Source organism: Corallococcus terminator (assembly GCF_049194865.1).
GTDB lineage: Bacteria > Myxococcota > Myxococcia > Myxococcales > Myxococcaceae > Myxococcus > Myxococcus terminator_A.
The window spans coordinates 138639-155004 of sequence record NZ_JBLZWL010000116.1; the positions used below are offsets into that span (position 1 = coordinate 138639).

Sequence of the window (16366 nt, forward strand, 5' to 3'; positions counted from 1 at the left end):
TCGGAGGAAATGACCCTGCGCCTCGATAAGACATCTTCCGTTGTAGCTGTCATCTGGTTGCTGGTGCTTACCCCGCAGGCCCGCGCCACCGATACGGTGGGGATTCGCGAGGCGGGGGAGCTGGTGGTGGAGACCGGCACGACGAAGACGCCGTCCGGTGAGACGCTTCGCTACGAGCTGGGCACCTTCTACGTCCCGGAGAACCGGACCGCGAAGCGAAGTCGCATCATCGGCATCGGGTTCGCGCGCATCCGCGCGGCGAAGCCCACGGGTGCTCCGCCGGTGTTCATCCTCCCGGGTGGGCCCGCGCGCTCGTATCTCAACGCCTTCACGGACCACGACGACGCGGCGAAGAGCCAGCTCGAGGGAATCCTCCCCTACCGGGCCGTGGGAGACGTGGTGGTGGTGGACCAACGGGGCTACTCGCCGCGCGGAGAAATCCTGACGGTTCCCCGGCGGACGCAGCCTCTGGAGCAGCCTCGCTCGCTGGCCGCGGATGCGGAGGCGATGGTGACGCTGGCCCAGGACGCGGTGGCGGCCCACCCCGACAAGGACCTGTCCGGCTACAACGTGGTCGAGTACGCGGAGGACGTGAAGGCGCTGAGCCAGGCGCTCGGCTACCGGCGGATTTCGTTGTCGGGACAGAGCTTCGGCTCGCAGTGGAGCCTGGCGGTGATGAGGCTGCACCCGGACCTCGTGGCGCGGGCGCTGCTCTCGGGCATCGAGCCGCTCGACAACAGCCATGACCTGCCGTCGCACATCTTCGCGTCCCTCCAGCGCATCGCCTGGGACGCGGACCGCGCTCCGGCGCTCCAGCCCTACCTGCCCCGGGGCGGAGTGATGGCGGCCTTGCGCGCGGTGCGGGAGCGCCTCGCTGCCGGGCCCATCGAGGTCACTGTCCAGGACGCGAAGACGGGGACGGCGCGAACGGTGGCGCTCGGCCTGGAGGACTTCCAGGGCTCACTGCTCCGGCCCGCGGCGTCCTGGCCCGCCTTCGTCCTCTCCCTGTACTACCGCCGCTATGACGACTGGGCGCGCGAGGTCCTCGCGGAGCGCCAGGACGTCGAGTCACCCGTCCGGCTCATCGCGCCACTGATTGACAGCAGTCTCGCCGTGTCCGCCGAGCGCCGACACCTGCTCAAGACGGACGCGGGGCTGGAGCTGCTGGGCGCCGTCGACTTCGACGCGCTGATGGCCTCCGAGGAGGCGTGGCCGACGCCCGATATCGGAGATGCGGTGCGCCTCCCGGTGCCGAGCCCGATTCCCGTGCTCATGTTCCACGGGGACTGGGACACCTCGACGCCCCTCGACAACGCGCTGGGCCTGCTGCCGTACTTCGCCAACGGCCGCGTCATCCAGGTCCACCGAGGCGCGCACCACACGCGAGCCCCTGTCTTCGCGAAGTACCCGGAGCTGCTGACCCAGGTGGTGAAGTTCCTCAAGACGGGCGACACCCGCAAGCTCCCGGTGCGCGTGGAGTTGCCCGTGCCCACCTTCCAGCCGCCGTCATTTCCTCCGCCCGGGCAGTGAGGGTTCAAGGTGCGCGGCTACTTCGTGGAAGCCACTCCCGGAGCGCAGTGGATGCCCACGGGCGTGGACCAGAGCTGGTATTCGCCCGTCTCGTCGCTCGCGAAGAAGTAGGCGCGCGAGCCCAGCCGCGCGAAGCCGTCCGGCGACGAGCCCCAGGGGCCGGGGTTGATGTCCGCGAGCTGGCCCGTGGTCGCAGGGGTACCTCGGGTGAGCCAGGGCTCGGTGTACAGGCCATCCTGCGAGGCGCTGAAGAAGACAGCGCCCTCACCCGTGGCGAAGAGGGATGAGCTGGACTCGTCGCTCAAGTCGAGCGGGTGATGGAGCAACTGCGTTCCGGTCGCCGTTCCATCCGTCGCCCACAGCGACACGTCCCGAGGCGCGGGGCTGCTGCCGCCAATGGCCATGGTGAAGTAGAGCTTTCCTCCGGAGACCGTCGTCCGCTGGAGGTAGGGCGTCGCGTCCGGCAGGTTCGCGTACAGGTTGGGCAGGGTGGTGATGCGCGTCTTGCCTCCGCCGGTCAGGGAGACGCGCTCGACATGCAGCCGCTTCGCGTCCGTCGACTGCGTGGCCAGGTAGACGGACGAGCCCAGCACGCCCACCAGACCCGTGGACCTGCCGAACGACTCCAGCCGGACGGTCCCCGCCGAGGTGCCATCCGTCTTCCACACCTCGTCGTTGGGCCCATCGTCCAGCACGAACAGCCCCAGGTTCCCCGCCTGCGCCACGTGGTGGACGTAGGTGCTGCGCGCGTCCAGCTTCTTGACGGCGAACGTCCCGGACGTGGTGCCGTCGGTGCGCCAGAGCGTGGTGCCATGGGACTCCGACGACACGAACAGGTGCAGCGCCGCGCCCACCTTCAACGAAGTGAAGCGGACCTCGACCTCCGACGGCAGGACAGCCACTCGGAAGGTGCCAGCGTCGGTGCCATCCGAGCGCCAGACCTCGCGGCGCATGAACGTCGGTGCGGGAACCGACACGTTGCGCACGAAGACGAGCAGCCCGTTGAGTGAGGTGAGGTGCTGCAGGTAGACGCCCTCCATGCCGGGTACCAGCTCCTTGACGAGCCGGGTTCCGCTCTCCGTTCCATTGCTGACCCACAGCTCGTTTCCGGTGGCGGTGTCATCCAGCTCGAAGAAGACCCGGTCGCCCACGGCCACCAGTCCGCCCAGGCGGGGTGGGCCGCGCATGGAGGGTGGAAAGGTCCTCACGCGCGTGGTGCCGGATGACGTTCCATCCGTGCGCCAGAGGACGGCACCGCCGTCTTGAAAGTTGGTGCCGAAGTAGAGTGCCCCATTCGCATGGACGAGCTGGTCAGTCCCCATGACCTGTCCACTGATGATGACGGGGCCCGTGCCCGGGGGCGTGATGACCTTCAGGCGCGAGGTGACTCCGGCCGGACAGGCCCATTGATTGACGTCGCGTCCCTCCGCGCCCGGCTGCGTCCCTTCGGTGCTAGGGGAAACTCCGCACCCCGCGAGTCCCAGCCCCAACAGGGCCCACCCATGTCTTGCCCGCATGTCGTCTCCTCCCCGGCCCGGCCCGAAAAAAGGCACGGGAGGGTGGGGTGCCTGACCTGGACTGCCAACGCGTGCTGGGGGGAGGGGCGCGCGTTCACGAACAGCCGTCCCCCGCGCCACGTCTCCGCCGAGAAGACACTCGCCGCGAGGTGCTCAGCGCGAGGGCGTTGGTGGCTTCATCGACCAGGGTGACGACTTGAAGTGCTCGGTGAGCAGCTCCAGCAAGGTGCGCACGGCCGGCGACACGTGACGGGCGCTCGGGTACACGGCGTAGAGGGGCATGGGAGGTGGGGCGAAGCGCCGGAGCACCTCGCGCAGTGCTCCGGAGGTCACCGCGGCGGCGGAGTGGAGATGGGGGAGCCGCGCGAGGCCCACGTCGGCCAGGGCGAGGGGGACCAGCACCTGGAAGCTGTTGACCGCGACGCTCGGGACGATGGTCACCGAGAACGGCTTCTTGTCTCCCTGGAAGGTCCACGTCGTCGGCGCGGAGGAGCCGGTCATCGCCAGGCAGCGGTGCTTCGTGAGCTCCCGAGGCTCCTTGGGTGTGCCCGCGCGACGCAGATAGGCGGGGCTCGCGAACACCCCCAGCTGCTGGGGCACGCCGAGGCGTCGGACGACGAGGCGTGAGTCGTCCATGGGACCGACGCGGACCGCGAGGTCGTAGCCCTCCTCGACCAGGTTCACGCGTCGGTCGGTGAGGTCGACCTCCAGCTTCACCTCGGGATAGCGGGTGGCATAGACGGCGAGCAGGCTGCCGAGCAGGTTCTGCCCCATCTCGAAGGGCAGCGTCATCCGCAGGCGCCCGCTCGGGTGGGCCTGGAGCTTGCCGACCACGGACTCGGCATCACGCAAGGCGGCGATGGCCGGGGCGACCTCTCGCTGATAGCTGGCGCCGATGTCGGTCAGCGTCAGGCTGCGCGTGGTCCGGGCGAAGAGTCGGGCGCCCAGGTACTCCTCCAGCGCCGCCACCTGCTGACTGAGCGTCGACTTGGGGATGCCCAGCTTGCGCGCGGCGCCCCGGAAGCTGCCCTGCTCGGCGACCTCCAGGAAGGCGATGACGGTGTTGGGGTCCGCCTGACCGATTGTCCGCATGGGCGGACAGTACTTCCCAAATCATTCGATTGGCCATGACGCGGCGAAGGCGCACATTCCCACGTGTCACCCCCCGCCAGGAGCGGACTCATGAACCTCTTCTCTTCCTATCGTCTCGGCCCCATCGAACTCGCCAACCGCGTCGTGATGGCGCCGATGACGCGCAGCCGGGCGACGGGCGCGCTGCCCAACGAGCTCATGCGCGAGTACTACACGCAGCGCGCCTCCGCTGGACTCATCATCACCGAGGGCATCGCGCCGTCTCCGAACGCGCTGGGTTATGCCCGCATCCCCGGCCTCTTCTCCCAGGCGCAGGTCGAAGGGTGGCGCGCCATCACCGCGAGCGTCCATGCCGCGGGCGGGCGCATCTTCGCCCAACTCATGCACACCGGGCGCATCGGGCACCCGAACAACCTGCCCGCCAACGCCCGCATCCTCGCCCCGAGCGCCGTGCGTCCCGAGGGCACCATGTACACGGACCAGGCGGGGCCACAGCCGTATCCGTCACCGGAGGCGATGAGCGAGGCGGACCTCCGCTCGACGCTCCAGGAGTGGGTCCAGGCGGCGCGCAATGCCATCGCCGCGGGCTTCGACGGAATCGAGCTGCATGGCGCCAACGGCTATCTGCTGGAGCAGTTCCTCCACCCGCACACCAACCGCCGCGAGGACTCCTACGGCGGCGGCGCGCGCAACCGCGCTCGCTTCGTCGCGGAGGTGGCGAAGGCCACGGCGGACGCCATCGGCGCGGAGCGTGTGGGCATCCGGCTGTCGCCCTTCAACACGTTCAACGACCTCCCCGCGCACGACGGAGTCCAGGAGCAGTACACGGTGCTGGCGCAAGAGCTGCGCGGCCTGCTCTACGTGCACCTGGTCGCGAGCGCCGAGCCGGGCTTCCCCGCGACGGCGGCGGCCATCCGCCAGACATTCGGCGGGCCGCTCCTCCTCAACGGTGGCTTCACCGGTGACAGCGCGCGGGCGGCGCTGGAGGCGGGGAGCGCGGACTTGATTGCCTTCGGCCGGCCCTTCATCGCCAACCCGGACCTGGTCGCGCGCCTGAAGGGCGGCTCCGAGCTCGCGGCCCCGGACTTCCAGCGGCTCTACACGCCGGGCGCGGAAGGCTACGTGGACTACCCCGCGCTGCGCTGACCTGGCGCCCGGGGGCGGCTCACCAGGCCGCGCCGCTCAGGCTGCTCTCTCGGAGCAGGCCCTCGGGCAGCACCGTCAGGAAGCGGCGGGCCGCCGGGTGCCACGCCGTGGGCACCACGGTGGGGTCCTGGTGGAGCTGCTCGCCCGTCTCCACGTCCCACACGGAGGTGCCCCGGTCCTTCGCGCTCGCGAGCAGCAGGTTCCCATCACACCTGAACTCGCCGCGCGGCCCGGGGAACCAGCGCACCAGCCTCCCGGTCTCCACGTCGTGGAGCATCGCGGCGTCGAGCAGCTTGTCGGCGTCACCCCCGAAGCCCCAGAAGGCGAGGGTGCGCGGACCCACGAAGCAGCGCGGGCCATCCCAGTGGTAGGTGCACTCGCGCAGGTGCTTCAGCGAGGAGCCGTCCTCCGACTCCCACACGTTCTCGTGGACCCAGCGCCGCAGGGAGAAGGTCGTCAGGATGCCCAGCGGGTGCCAGACCCAGCCATCATCCACGAGCCAGGCCTCGTCCGGAGAGACCGTCAGGCCGCAGTGGAAGTAGTCGCGCTCGTGGCGGGGCATGGGCTCACCGGGCTTGCCTCGCCCCCCGGGCGCTCGCGCCGTCAGCAGCTCTCCCGTGGCGGGGTCCGACAGGTCCAGCCGATTCCAGGCCGTCGCGTGGGCGAGGAGCGTCCGCGTGCCGTCACGGAAGAAGGCCACGGGGAACTCGCAGCGCGTCTCATGGTACGAGCCCCGGTCCAGCGACATCGTCACCTTGCCGGAGGCCAGCTCCAGCACGAGGCCCCTGGCGCCGAGCCGATTCACCACCGCGGCGTAGCGCCCACAGGGCGAGACGTGCAGGGCCAGCGTGGCGGAGAGGTCGAGCGTCGCCGCGCCCACGGACCCGAGCCGCGTGAGCGAGTCTTCATCGAGGTCGAGGCGGAGCAGCTCGCCTTGCGCGTTCACCGCGAGCCACTGGGAGCCCGGTGTGGAGCCCAGCGCGGTGACGGCTTGAAGTGACTGGCCCGCGAGCTGGGGGAGTGAGTGCTCCCGGTGCTCGAAGTGGAGCGCCGTGGCCCGGGTGCGCACCTCGGGGCGTCCGATGATGCCCATCAAGGAGGAGCTGCGTCCCAGCCTCACATGCTGGCAGTCCGTGCAGACGCTCCTGAACTGCTGGCCGGGCAGGGCCACCCGCGCGCAGTCCTCGCAGAGCAGGTCGGGGTGGACGCCCTGGCCCTTGAAGCGGACGTAGTGGCCCGCGTCATCGTCCTCCAGGAGGTGGACACACCAGTGTCCCGCGTGGGGTGCGGCATGGCCACAGGCGAGCTGGTTCATCGGCTTCCTCCTTGAGCTCCTCCAGCAGCCAGGACGAGCGGAGGGCTCAAGTTCCAGGCATGAAGGAAAGCTTCACGACCGGTCCCGGGTGCCTTCCGTCTCGCGAGAAGCTGTTCGGCAAGGTACCCGAGGAAGCCCGACTCCGCATCCGACGCGAGAGCAGGTTCGCGAGTTCGTTCAGGAGCGCGGAGGAGGCAAGGCCGCTGCCTCGTGGGCGTCGACAATCTCGACGTTGCGGAAGTCCTGGCAGGGCTTCTGGAAGCCGAGCACGTACTTGAGCGAGCGCGCCTCCTGCGTCAGCTTGTGCCACCACCTGCGAAGCCAGTTGGGGCCAGGCGCCGCGGGCAGCTCCTCGCCGCTCACGTTCAGGTCGAGGTAGTGCGTGGCCGTGCGGCCCAGGCCCTCGAACTCATGCTCCAGTCCCAGCGTGTGCTGACGCAGCTCCGGTGTGAGCCGCTGGTGCACCGAGTCGGTCATCAGCACGTACTCGGACACCGGGACGTCGTTCTTCAGCATCCGGTGCACGAGGATGACGTCGACGCCCGCGAGCTCCGTGAGGTGCTTCACGCGCTGGAAGGCGACCTCGCCCGAGTGCGCCACGAACTTGAGCGTCAGGGCGCCCACCTGCATGCACCCGTCGCACTTGCACATGCGGTCGACGATGAGCCGCTCGCGCCGGGCGACGAAGGCGCGGCGGAGGTTCGCGACCTGCCGGGCGAAGGCGGAGCAGTCGTCTCCGACGGCGTAGAAGAACGCCGCGTCCCCTTCGAGCTTCGCGAGCTTCAGCTTGCCGGAGGCGTCGATGAGGGCCTCGAGCAGCTGCGCCACCGTGTCTTGCGCGTGCGCGAGCGTGAACCGGTGGTGCTTCATGAAGCGGGTGTAGCCGCCGATGTCCGCGATGAGCAGCAGCGCCTTCTCTGTCGCCATTCGTGCCTCAGCGTATCGCAGGGGTGGCATGCAGCCCACCCCGTGCCCGCGGGACGCCTATCCGCTCACGACGACGGGGGCCTTGGCCTTCTTCTGCTTCTCCGCCCAGGGCAGGTAGTGCTGCTCCATGAACTCCTGCTTGAAGTCCCGGTACGAGCTGATGGCCCCCAGCCAGGACCCGCCGCGGATGAAGTGCCAGGCGGGGTCGAACTGGTAGGACAGGAAGCCCGCGCGGGCGCCGTGCGGGTACAGGTGGTGGTTGTTGTGCCACTCGCCCGTGATGAGTCCCGGCCAGAGCTGGTTGATGGACTGGTCCTTCATGTTGAAGTCCACGCCGTCGCGGCGGCGGTCCTTCCCGCCTCCGTGCCCGTCGTAGTTGAACGTCCGCACGCCCACGGCCCACACGCCGGACCAGCCGAAGAGCGCCAGCGCCAGCCCATGTCCGCCGATGAGGAAGAAGAGGCCGTACCAGACCGCCCAGTTCGCCAGGAAGTGCGCCACCGTCCAGGCGGGGTGACAGAGCGAGCCCCACTTCTGGTACTGCTCATAGCTGTTCACGTGGACGCCCGTGTGCTCCACCAGCTTGCGCAGCTGCGAGTAGTCCTTGGGGCTCAAGTCCCTGCGGATGCCCTGGTGGTTCACGTCCGCCAGGAAGCAATAGAGCCAGCCCGCCTTCGCGTTGTACGGGTCCCCCGGCTGCTCCACCTTGGCGTGGTGCACGTGGTGGGAAACGACATACGCCTCTTCCGAAATCGTCTTCACCACCAGGTTGCGGCACAGCTCCCGGAAGAAGGCGTTCTTGAACTGGAACGCCCGGTGCGTCGAGTAGCGGTGGTACCAGATGGTGCCGTGCGTCCCCAGAATCACCATGCTGTAGATGAAGCCGGCCAGCAGCAGCCACCAGCTGAAGTGGTGGGTGAAGAAGAGCGCCAGTGGGATGCCGAATCCCAGCGTCGTGACCCACGCGATGAGCGCCAGCCAGTTCTTCCGCGTGCGAAAGATGTTCAGGCGCGCAAAGAACTCCGAGAAGATCTCCCGATGCGTCGGCACATAGAGCGCGCCGTTCTTTTCGTAGCCGTAGCTCGGAGGGTCGAGGATGCGGTCCAGAAATGACATGAGTTCCCTGAGCAGGCGGCGGGGACGCGTGAAGTGGCGCGGAGTTTCTCATGAAACTCCGGTGGCGGCGCGAAGTGCTACCCGACATTTCTGACGCAAAATGACAGGGAGGCTCCACGTGGGCGGAACAATGGGCTCCCAACGGAGTGAAACGGGGCTCGACGTCGGGCGAATCCTGGCGGTCCCCGTCGACCCCGCCTCCTGCTTGGAGCGCGGGTGTGAGTGTGAAGCGCTTGTCTGCTCGCTCGCGCTCCTCGGGCAGCGGCGGGGGTAGGGGCCGTCGCTACCGTCGACGGAGCTCTTCGTCCACGTCCTCGCGGAGGCGGTGCAGGGCCTCCGCGAGCGGGTTGTTCGAGTTCACCCGAATCCAGGCGCGCAGGCCCAGCACGGCTTCCAGCTCGACGAGCGCCTTCAGCACCCGTCCAGGTTCCAGGGTGTGGACCTGGACCGAGAGGGTGTCGTTCCAGGTCGTCGTCTCCACACGGTCATCCGCTGTCAGGTACGGGCGAAGGTGCGGGACGACGTCGGGCGGTCCGCGCTTCGGCTGCGTGAAGTGGCCCCTCACGATGACGCGTTGGCTGGTGAGCATGAGCGCGGTGCCACCCTGGCGCTGGGCGAGGTACCCGAGGCGGGGCCCGAAGTGGTCCTCTTCCAGCAGGACGTGCGGGCCCGCCACGGTGACGTCGCCGCTCAGGTCCTTCGCATACCGCGCCGCCGCCTCCGCGGTCTTGAAGAGGACCCACAGGCGCAGCCGCCCCGAGTGAGGGCCGCGCGCGGCGATGCGCTGCTCGAGGCGAACGTCCTTGGGCACGTCCACCAGCTCCGCCGCCACCGCCGCGCCGTGCTCCTGGGCGAGCGCCTTCAGCTTCGCCACCTCGGTGCCTAGGGACTCCTCCTGGTCAGGGATGCCCCAGAAGTCGACGAGCCCGTGGAGCTGGTTCGCATGGCGGATGAAGGGGCCGAGCTGCTCCTTCTCCAGCACCCGCTCCAAGGCGCCGAGGGAAGAGGCGTCCTTCACGCCGAACGCGGTCGCCAGCGCGAGCTGACAGTGGCCGTGAATCTCCGAGTGGACCATGCGCCCCTTGCGCTTCCACAGGAGGGTCCGCAGCGCGGGGAAGTCGTCCCCCAGCGTCATGTCCGTGTACAGCATCACCACGCGGCCCATGGAGGTCATCACCTCCGGCGCGTGCTCCTCCTCTCCCACCGAAATGCCTTCCGCCGCGAGCAGCTGCTTCCATCGCTCGGGGTATTCGCGTCCCGACTTCCAGTCTGGCAGGAGCGTGTCGAGGTACGCGGTGGCCTCGTCGGTGGTCTCGAAGCGGCCCACGAGCACGCAGTCGCCGCTGTTGTTTCCGGAGAACCCTCGCCACACGCGAACGCCGTCGGACAGCGCCTCCGCCCGAGGTGTCCCCGCGCGTGCACAGCCCGCCAGCGGCGACGGCGCGGACAGCACGTCTTGTCGCCCGTTCCAGCCCGCGAGCACGTCCTCCGCCGAGGTGATGGGGAGTCCCCCGCCCTGGAACGAACACGCCTTCAGCCGCCGGTCCGACGTCAGGGTGATGAAGTCGAGCCCCGCGCCACAGTCGCCGCCGAAGAGCCGGGGGACCTCCGTCAGCGTGTCCCCGAAGCAGACCGACAGGCGCGTGCGCAGCGGACTCTCCGCGAGCACCTCCGTGAGCCGCGCTTCGTCCGAAACACTGAGTCGGAGCTTCGCGTCGCTGCCCACGTAGCGCAGGAGCGCGGCATCGCGACAGCCCAGCGCATGCAGCGTCCGGAGCTGCGCGGGCAGCGTGGGCAACCGCTCCGGCGTCGCCAGGATGTTCACCCCGAACGTCTGCCCCGAGCGCGCGAGCCGCCCGACGCTCGTCTCCCAGTCGTTGTCGTCATAGAGCGACACGCGGACTTCGCCCAGGTGGGGTGCGAGCTTCGCGAGGCGCTCGTCGGAGAGCAGCGTCCCATTGGTGGTGAAGTGGATGGCGAGCGACGTCTCGTTCGACAGCCGGCGCACCAGCTCATCGAATCCGCGAAACGCCAGGGGCTCGCCTCCGCCGAAGGCGACCTCCAGCGTGCCCGCGCGAGCCAGCCCCGCGAGCACGTCGAACGCCGAGTCCACCGTCCACTCGCTCCGCGCTTCCAGCTCTCTCGAGCAGAAGGTGCACGCGAGGTTGCACGCGTTGGTGATGCCGAAGAGGACCAGCCGGGGCGCCCTTCGCCGCAGGTGTCGCGTGGGAGGCGCGTCGACGCGGAGATTCGTGCCCGTCTTCCGGTGGAACCAGAGGAGGGCGCCATCGAGCGCGTGCGGGCGCCAGTCGGATTGCGGCTGCATGAAATGACCTCGAAATCGCGGCGCCGACGCAGCTTGTCATGATCTGCCCCACACCCCGCAAACCCCTGGAATCATGGGAAGTCCGCAGGTGAGGCCAGGGCTCCCAGCCTACAAGAAACAACCCGGGTTCCGGGCCCGATAACTCCTGAGTCAGCCGCAGTCCGGGCAGCCCACACCCCGAGGTCGCTCCCATGGGTTTCAGGATCCCCAGCTTCAACGACGTTCGGAAGACGGTGACGAACACCGTCAACGACGTGAAGAACACGGTCGTCGACAAGGCGACCGACGTGAAGAACACGGTCGTCGACACGACCAAGGACGTGAAGAAGGCCGTCGTCGACACGAGCAAGGACGTGTTCGAGGACGTGAAGCACAACCCCGTCACGGACGCGTTCAAGAAGGCCATCACCGACCCGAAGGACCTGGCCCGCGACGTGTTCCAGACGGGCCTGCGCACGGCCTACCACGGTGTGCAGAAGGTGCTGCCGGAGGGCGCGGCCGACCAGCTCGTGAAGGCGGCCGAGGGCGGCATGGATGGCCTGGCCAAGACGTCCGAGCTGCTCCTCGGCAAGGACTCCTCCGTCACCCAGAGCCTGAAGACGCTGGGCAAGGTGGACCTGGAGGGCATCACCCGGACGACGGACCCGGTGACGGGGCAGAAGCTCCAGGGTGACTGGCCCAAGCTGTGGGGCACCTGGCTGCTCGAGGAGAAGCCCAAGGACCTGGGCACCTGGGACAAGGACAAGAATGGCACCGAGCGCGTCACCGTGCGCGACAACGCGTACACCGAGGACCTGGCGGGCCGGCCCCACCAGCAGCAGGTGACCGAAGAGTTCTTCAAGATGTACCCGAACCCGCAGGTGGGCGACGTGTTCCCTCCCGCGAACCCCACCAAGGAGCAGAACGACAAGGCCCTGTACCGCTTCACGGGCCCGGGCACCGACGAGAAGAGCAAGGAGAAGTACACCTCGCTGGAGTGGTTCATCGGCTCGTACCGCACGGAGGTGAAGTGCACCGGCATCGACGAGAAGACCGGCAAGCCGAACCTCTCGTACGAAGTCGTGAACAACTCCCACATGGAGTCCGGCACCCGCGTGCCGGCGAGCTTCCAGGAGAAGGGCCTGCCTCCGGCGCTCGTGCAGGACCGCCAGCGTGAGACGGGCCTGGGCGTCGGTGGTGACTGGGTTCAGCGCTACCAGTGGACCAGCAACGGCGTGGACAACCCCACGAAGTAGCCCCATCCCCGGTCGTTGACGAAGGCCCGGTGGTCGCTCCCAAGCGGCCCCGGGCCTTCTGTTTTTCACGCAGGGACGTGGTGACTTCCCACGTCACACCGCGTCACTCTGTTTTTCCCATGCGTCAGGAAACATTTTCGGCCGATTCGCGAAGATGTAGGTATCCCCCCTTCAACACGAGGCGCTGTCATGGCCGGTATCTCCTCTGTGAACAGCAGCGCCGCCGAGTCCGCCCGTCGTCGAGCGGAGGCAGCGCGCGTCGCGGCCCAGCAGCAGCAGACGGCGACTCCGACCAAGCCGAAGGCGAAGCCGGTGGAGCAGGTCTCCGCGTACGAGGGGCCTCGCAAGACGGGCGCGGAGAAGCTCACGGGCGAGAAGACCCAGCCCGCCGCGAAGGGGCCGCTGGACAGCGCGCCCGCGGACCCGAAGGCGCGCGCGGGGTGGTGGAAGCAGCTCTCCCCCACGGAGCAGATGCAGGCGGTCAGCTCGGACCCCAAGAAGGTCGGCTCCATGGATGGCCTGCCGGCCTCCGTGCGCGACACCGCGAACCGCACGCAGCTCAAGAACGAAATCGCGCAGCTCAGCGCGGAGAAGTCGCCGTCGAAGGAGCAGCAGCGCCAGCTCGAGAACGCTCGGGCCGTGCAGACGCAGCTGGACCGGACGGCGAAGGAGGCGGGCTCCGCGCAGCTGCTCGTCTATGACTCCACCTTCGTGAAGGGCGAGGGCCGCGCGGCCATCGTCGCCGGCAACCTGGACACCGCGAAGCACGTGTCAGTGAGTGTGCCGGGCCTGAACTCGGACGTGCGCGGCTACATGGACAACATCACCAGCGACGCGCTCAAGCTGCACGAGGCCTCGGGCACGGCGCACGGTGAGGTCGCGACGGTGGCCTGGATGGGCTACGACGCGCCGGGCTTCCAGAACGTGGCGTCCGACAACGCCGCGGAGAATGGCGCGAAGCTGCTGGCCGCCGACGTGGCCGGCATCCGCGCCAGCCGCGAGGGCAACCAGCCGCACCTGACTGTGATTGGCCACAGCTATGGCAGCACCACCGCCTCCATCGCCGCCGACAAGAATGGCCTCCAGGCGGATGACCTGGTGCTCATCGGCAGCCCTGGCGCTGGCAGCGCCAAGTCGGTGAAGGACTACGACGGCGCGCTCGCCAACGGGCACGTGTGGTCCGGCTCGGCCAGCCGCGACGTGGTGTCCTGGCTCAATGGCAGCAACCTGCCCGGCGACCCGCTGGGGCAGGACCCGTCCGAGAACAAGTTCGGCGCCAACCGGTTCACCGCGGAGGCGAAGGACCGCGGGGACAAGAGCAACATGGGCGACCACTCCAAGTATTACAACGAGGGCTCCGAGTCCCTGGCCAACATCGCGGACATCGTCACGGGGAACTACGGGGGCGTGGACCGGGCCCAGCAGCGCTACGGCGAGCATGACTGGTGGAAGGGCAACCGCGTCATCGACCCCGAGTCGAAGCGCGCCGTGGAGTGAGCCGGATGTAGAGCGGGCCCAGGGGCCCCTCCACCGGAATCCAATACAACTATTTCGCGGGACCGGCCGGAGCACTGGCGGGTCCCGCTTGTCTTGAGTGGGCCTTGGAAGGTCGTGCATGCGCTTGTCGAACGTGGTGCTGAAGAGCCCTGACGTGGGCTCGCGGTTGTCGTCTGTCGAAGTCATGCAGGGCAGTCTGGTGAACGGGCGGGAGCGGGTGCTCGTCAACGCGTCCAACACGAATGGTCAGCTCGGCTCGGGAGTCTCCGGCGCCATCCGCCGCGCGTGTGGTGGCGCGGGCTTCCAGGAGCACATCCTCACGGCGCTGAACGCGCGCTTCGGCGGGCCCATGGCGCCGGGCGAGGTGCTGGTGACGGAGGCGGGCGCGCACCCCACGGCGAAGTGGGTGGCCCACGTCGCGGTGATGGACTACCGCGAGGGCATTCACGGGGGCTCATTCCCGGACACGCAGCGCATCCGCGAGGCGTGCGCGCGGCTGTGGGAGGCGCTGGAGCAGTTGGACGAAGCGGACCTCTCCGTCGCCATGGTGGCGCTGGGGGCCGGCACGGGAGGGCTCTCGCTGCGAGAGTCGGTGGAGCTGGCGTGCTCCACGCTGGGCGAGCACCTGCGAGCGCGTGAGCACTCGCGGCTCGGGCGCGTGGTGTTCTACGGCTACAACCTGCCGGAGTACATCGCCACCGTGGACGTCGTCTCTCGCCACTTCGAGCTGCCGGAGGGCTCGGTGTCGCGGGAGGTGCTGGACTTCGTGGAGCGCGGTCGCGAGCAGGAGCGGCGCGGCAGGTAGTCGCCTTCGCCCGCGCTAACCGAACTTCTCGCGCAGCGCCGACGCGTGGCTCCGGCTCAGTGGCAGCGGGGCCTCCAGGCCGCGCAGGTAGACGTCACCGCCTCCGCTCAGGCCCCGGTCCACGCGCTCGACGAAGGTGAGGTTGACCAGCGCGGAGCGGTGGATGCGCGCGAAGGTCCGCTCCGGCAGTCGCAGCTCCCACTCCTTCAAGGGGCGCGGTGACAAGGTGACGTGTCCGTCCGCCGTGACGAGCTCCACGTAGTCGCCCGCGCCGCGAAGACAGACGAGCTGCTCCACCCGCACGAAGCGCGACTTCGCGCCGTTCTCCAGGAACAGCACGTCCGCCTCGGTGAGCTTCTGGCGGGTGGGGCCCTGCGCGGGCGCGGGCTTGCCCTGCTCCCGGGCCACCAGCTTCTCCACGGCCCTCGCCAGCCGGTCCGGATGCACGGGCTTGAGCAGGTAGTCGAGCGCGTTGACCTCGAATGCCCGCAGCGCGTGCGTGTCGTGGGCCGTGACGAAAATCACCTGGAAGGGCCGCTCGGGCAGGCGGGCGAGCAGCTCGAAGCCGCCCTCTCCGGGCATCTGCACGTCCAGGAACAGCAGCTCCGGTTGCAGCTCCTCGATTCGCGCCAGCGCGGACGTCACGCTGTCCGCCTCACCGACGACCTTCACGTGGGGCGACGACGACAGCAGCTCGCGCAGCTCGACTCGGGCGAGCCGCTCGTCATCCACGAGCAACGCGCGCAGGGGCAGCGTCATGCGATTCCTCGGCGAGTATGGGGGTCCATTCCATGGCGGGCAGCTCGACGACGATGTGGACCCAGCCGTCCGTCTCCGACGTCTCCAGCTTCGCGCGCTCCGCGTAGAGCTGGGCCAGCCGCTCGCGCACGTTGCGCAGGCCGGTGCCCGTGCCCTGGGGCCCCAGCTCGCGCGTCGCGGGCGCCCACGTACCGGTGTTGTCCACCTGGATGCGCAGCACGTCCCGCACCCGCGTCACCTGTACGCGCACTCGCACGGGCAGGACTCCGGAGGCCATGCCGTGCTTCACCGCGTTGTCCACCAGCGGCTGGATGAGGAACGCGGGCACGGTGAGCTGCTCGGTGCCGGGCTCCACGGAGAGGCTCGCGTCCAGCTTCTCCTCGAAGCGCACCGACTCGATGCTCAGATAGCTGCGCACCATGGACAGCTCCTCCTCCAGCGGGACATGCGGGAAGTCCCCCTTCTGGAGTGAGAAGCGCAGGAAGTCCGCCATCTCCGTCACCATGCGCTTCGCACGGGCCGGGTCCTCTCCGATGAGGGCTCGCACGGAGGTGAGCGCGTTGAACAGGAAGTGCGGGTGCATCTGGTGCCGCAGGGACGCGAGCCGGGCCTCCTGCGCGAGGGTGTCCGCGCGCAGGGCGCGCTCTCGCTCCTCCTGCCAGGCGCGGGCGTGCTTGATTCCGAAGTAGAGCCCGCTCCAGCCCAGCAGCGTGACGCCGTACTCCAGCGAGAGCCGGGGAAGCGACAGCTGGTTCCGATGCCAGTCGTACGTGGGATAGAGCCAGACGGCCCACACCTCACCCAGCACCGCCCAGAGGACTCCGAACGCCGCGCTGGTGACCATGGCCCAGAGCGTCTGCCGCCGGAAGGTGCTCGGGAAGAGGGGCCGGTAGAGCAGCCTCATCACGCTGGTGAGCGCCAGCCCGTACAGCGCGCGGTGCGCCTTGGCCACCACCAGGTGCAGCGCGCCGCCATCCACGTTCATGGCGGGATAGAAGGTGATGATGAGCAGGACGGCGTAGAGCCCCCAGCCCCCCAGCTGCAACGTCCAGAAGGCCGGCGCGGGGGCCGGGCGGTGTTTCATGCGCGGCAACCTACCAG

At 68.9% G+C, this 16366-nt stretch carries 13 protein-coding genes; 5 read left to right on the top strand and 8 right to left on the bottom strand.

The genetic code is table 11. The features are described from left to right. Positions 1-9 precede the first annotated feature (9 nt). A complete protein-coding gene (locus ACN469_RS34990; RefSeq protein WP_498775225.1) occupies positions 10-1530 on the top strand; it encodes an alpha/beta hydrolase in 1521 nt (506 codons plus the stop codon). Between the two features lie 17 nt (positions 1531-1547). On the opposite strand, the gene ACN469_RS34995 is transcribed toward ACN469_RS34990, so the two are convergent. Then, entirely contained in the window at positions 1548-3047 is a 1500-nt protein-coding gene (locus tag ACN469_RS34995) for a hypothetical protein (protein ID WP_498775226.1), read from the bottom strand. 153 nt (positions 3048-3200) lie between these two features. Beyond that, positions 3201-4139 (bottom strand): LysR family transcriptional regulator, encoded by a 939-nt coding sequence (locus tag ACN469_RS35000; RefSeq protein WP_498775227.1) that lies wholly within the window; start codon positions 4137-4139, stop codon positions 3201-3203. A 90-nt stretch (positions 4140-4229) separates the two neighbouring features. Here ACN469_RS35000 and ACN469_RS35005 point away from each other — a divergent pair, with 90 nt between their 5' ends. After that, complete coding sequence (locus ACN469_RS35005; protein WP_498775228.1) at positions 4230-5285, top strand: alkene reductase; 1056 nt, start codon at positions 4230-4232, stop codon at positions 5283-5285. A 19-nt stretch (positions 5286-5304) separates the two neighbouring features. Here the strand turns inward: ACN469_RS35005 and ACN469_RS35010 are convergent, their stop codons facing one another. The 4 genes from ACN469_RS35010 to ACN469_RS35025 form a co-directional block, all read right to left on the bottom strand. Next, a complete protein-coding gene (locus tag ACN469_RS35010; RefSeq protein WP_498775229.1) occupies positions 5305-6600 on the bottom strand; it encodes a WD40 repeat domain-containing protein in 1296 nt (431 codons plus the stop codon). Positions 6601-6777: 177 nt separating this feature from the next. Then, positions 6778-7527, bottom strand: coding sequence for a DUF2652 domain-containing protein (locus ACN469_RS35015; protein ID WP_498775231.1), 750 nt, complete (start codon positions 7525-7527; stop codon positions 6778-6780). Between the two features lie 57 nt (positions 7528-7584). Then, on the bottom strand, positions 7585-8643 hold the full coding sequence (locus ACN469_RS35020) for a fatty acid desaturase (RefSeq protein ID WP_498775233.1): 1059 nt from the start codon (positions 8641-8643) through the stop codon (positions 7585-7587). A gap of 283 nt (positions 8644-8926) precedes the next feature. Then, a complete protein-coding gene (locus tag ACN469_RS35025) occupies positions 8927-10969 on the bottom strand; it encodes a radical SAM protein (protein ID WP_498775235.1) in 2043 nt (680 codons plus the stop codon). Between the two features lie 191 nt (positions 10970-11160). On the opposite strand from ACN469_RS35025, the gene ACN469_RS35030 reads away from it, so the two are divergent. The 3 genes from ACN469_RS35030 to ACN469_RS35040 all read left to right on the top strand — a co-directional run bounded on the left by ACN469_RS35030 (position 11161) and on the right by ACN469_RS35040 (position 14506). Further along, entirely contained in the window at positions 11161-12204 is a 1044-nt protein-coding gene (locus tag ACN469_RS35030) for a hypothetical protein (protein WP_498775237.1), read from the top strand. Positions 12205-12393: 189 nt separating this feature from the next. Next, on the top strand, positions 12394-13701 hold the full coding sequence (locus ACN469_RS35035) for an alpha/beta hydrolase (RefSeq protein ID WP_498775239.1): 1308 nt from the start codon (positions 12394-12396) through the stop codon (positions 13699-13701). A gap of 118 nt (positions 13702-13819) precedes the next feature. Continuing rightward, entirely contained in the window at positions 13820-14506 is a 687-nt protein-coding gene (locus ACN469_RS35040) for a macro domain-containing protein (RefSeq protein WP_498775241.1), read from the top strand. Between the two features lie 15 nt (positions 14507-14521). Here the strand turns inward: ACN469_RS35040 and ACN469_RS35045 are convergent, their stop codons facing one another. After that, positions 14522-15265: a LytR/AlgR family response regulator transcription factor gene (locus tag ACN469_RS35045; protein WP_498775243.1), complete on the bottom strand. Its 744-nt coding sequence runs from the start codon at positions 15263-15265 to the stop codon at positions 14522-14524. Further along, positions 15231-16349, bottom strand: coding sequence for a sensor histidine kinase (locus ACN469_RS35050; RefSeq protein WP_498775245.1), 1119 nt, complete (start codon positions 16347-16349; stop codon positions 15231-15233). The genes ACN469_RS35045 and ACN469_RS35050 overlap by 35 nt, the downstream gene beginning before the upstream one ends. Positions 16350-16366: the final 17 nt, after the last annotated feature.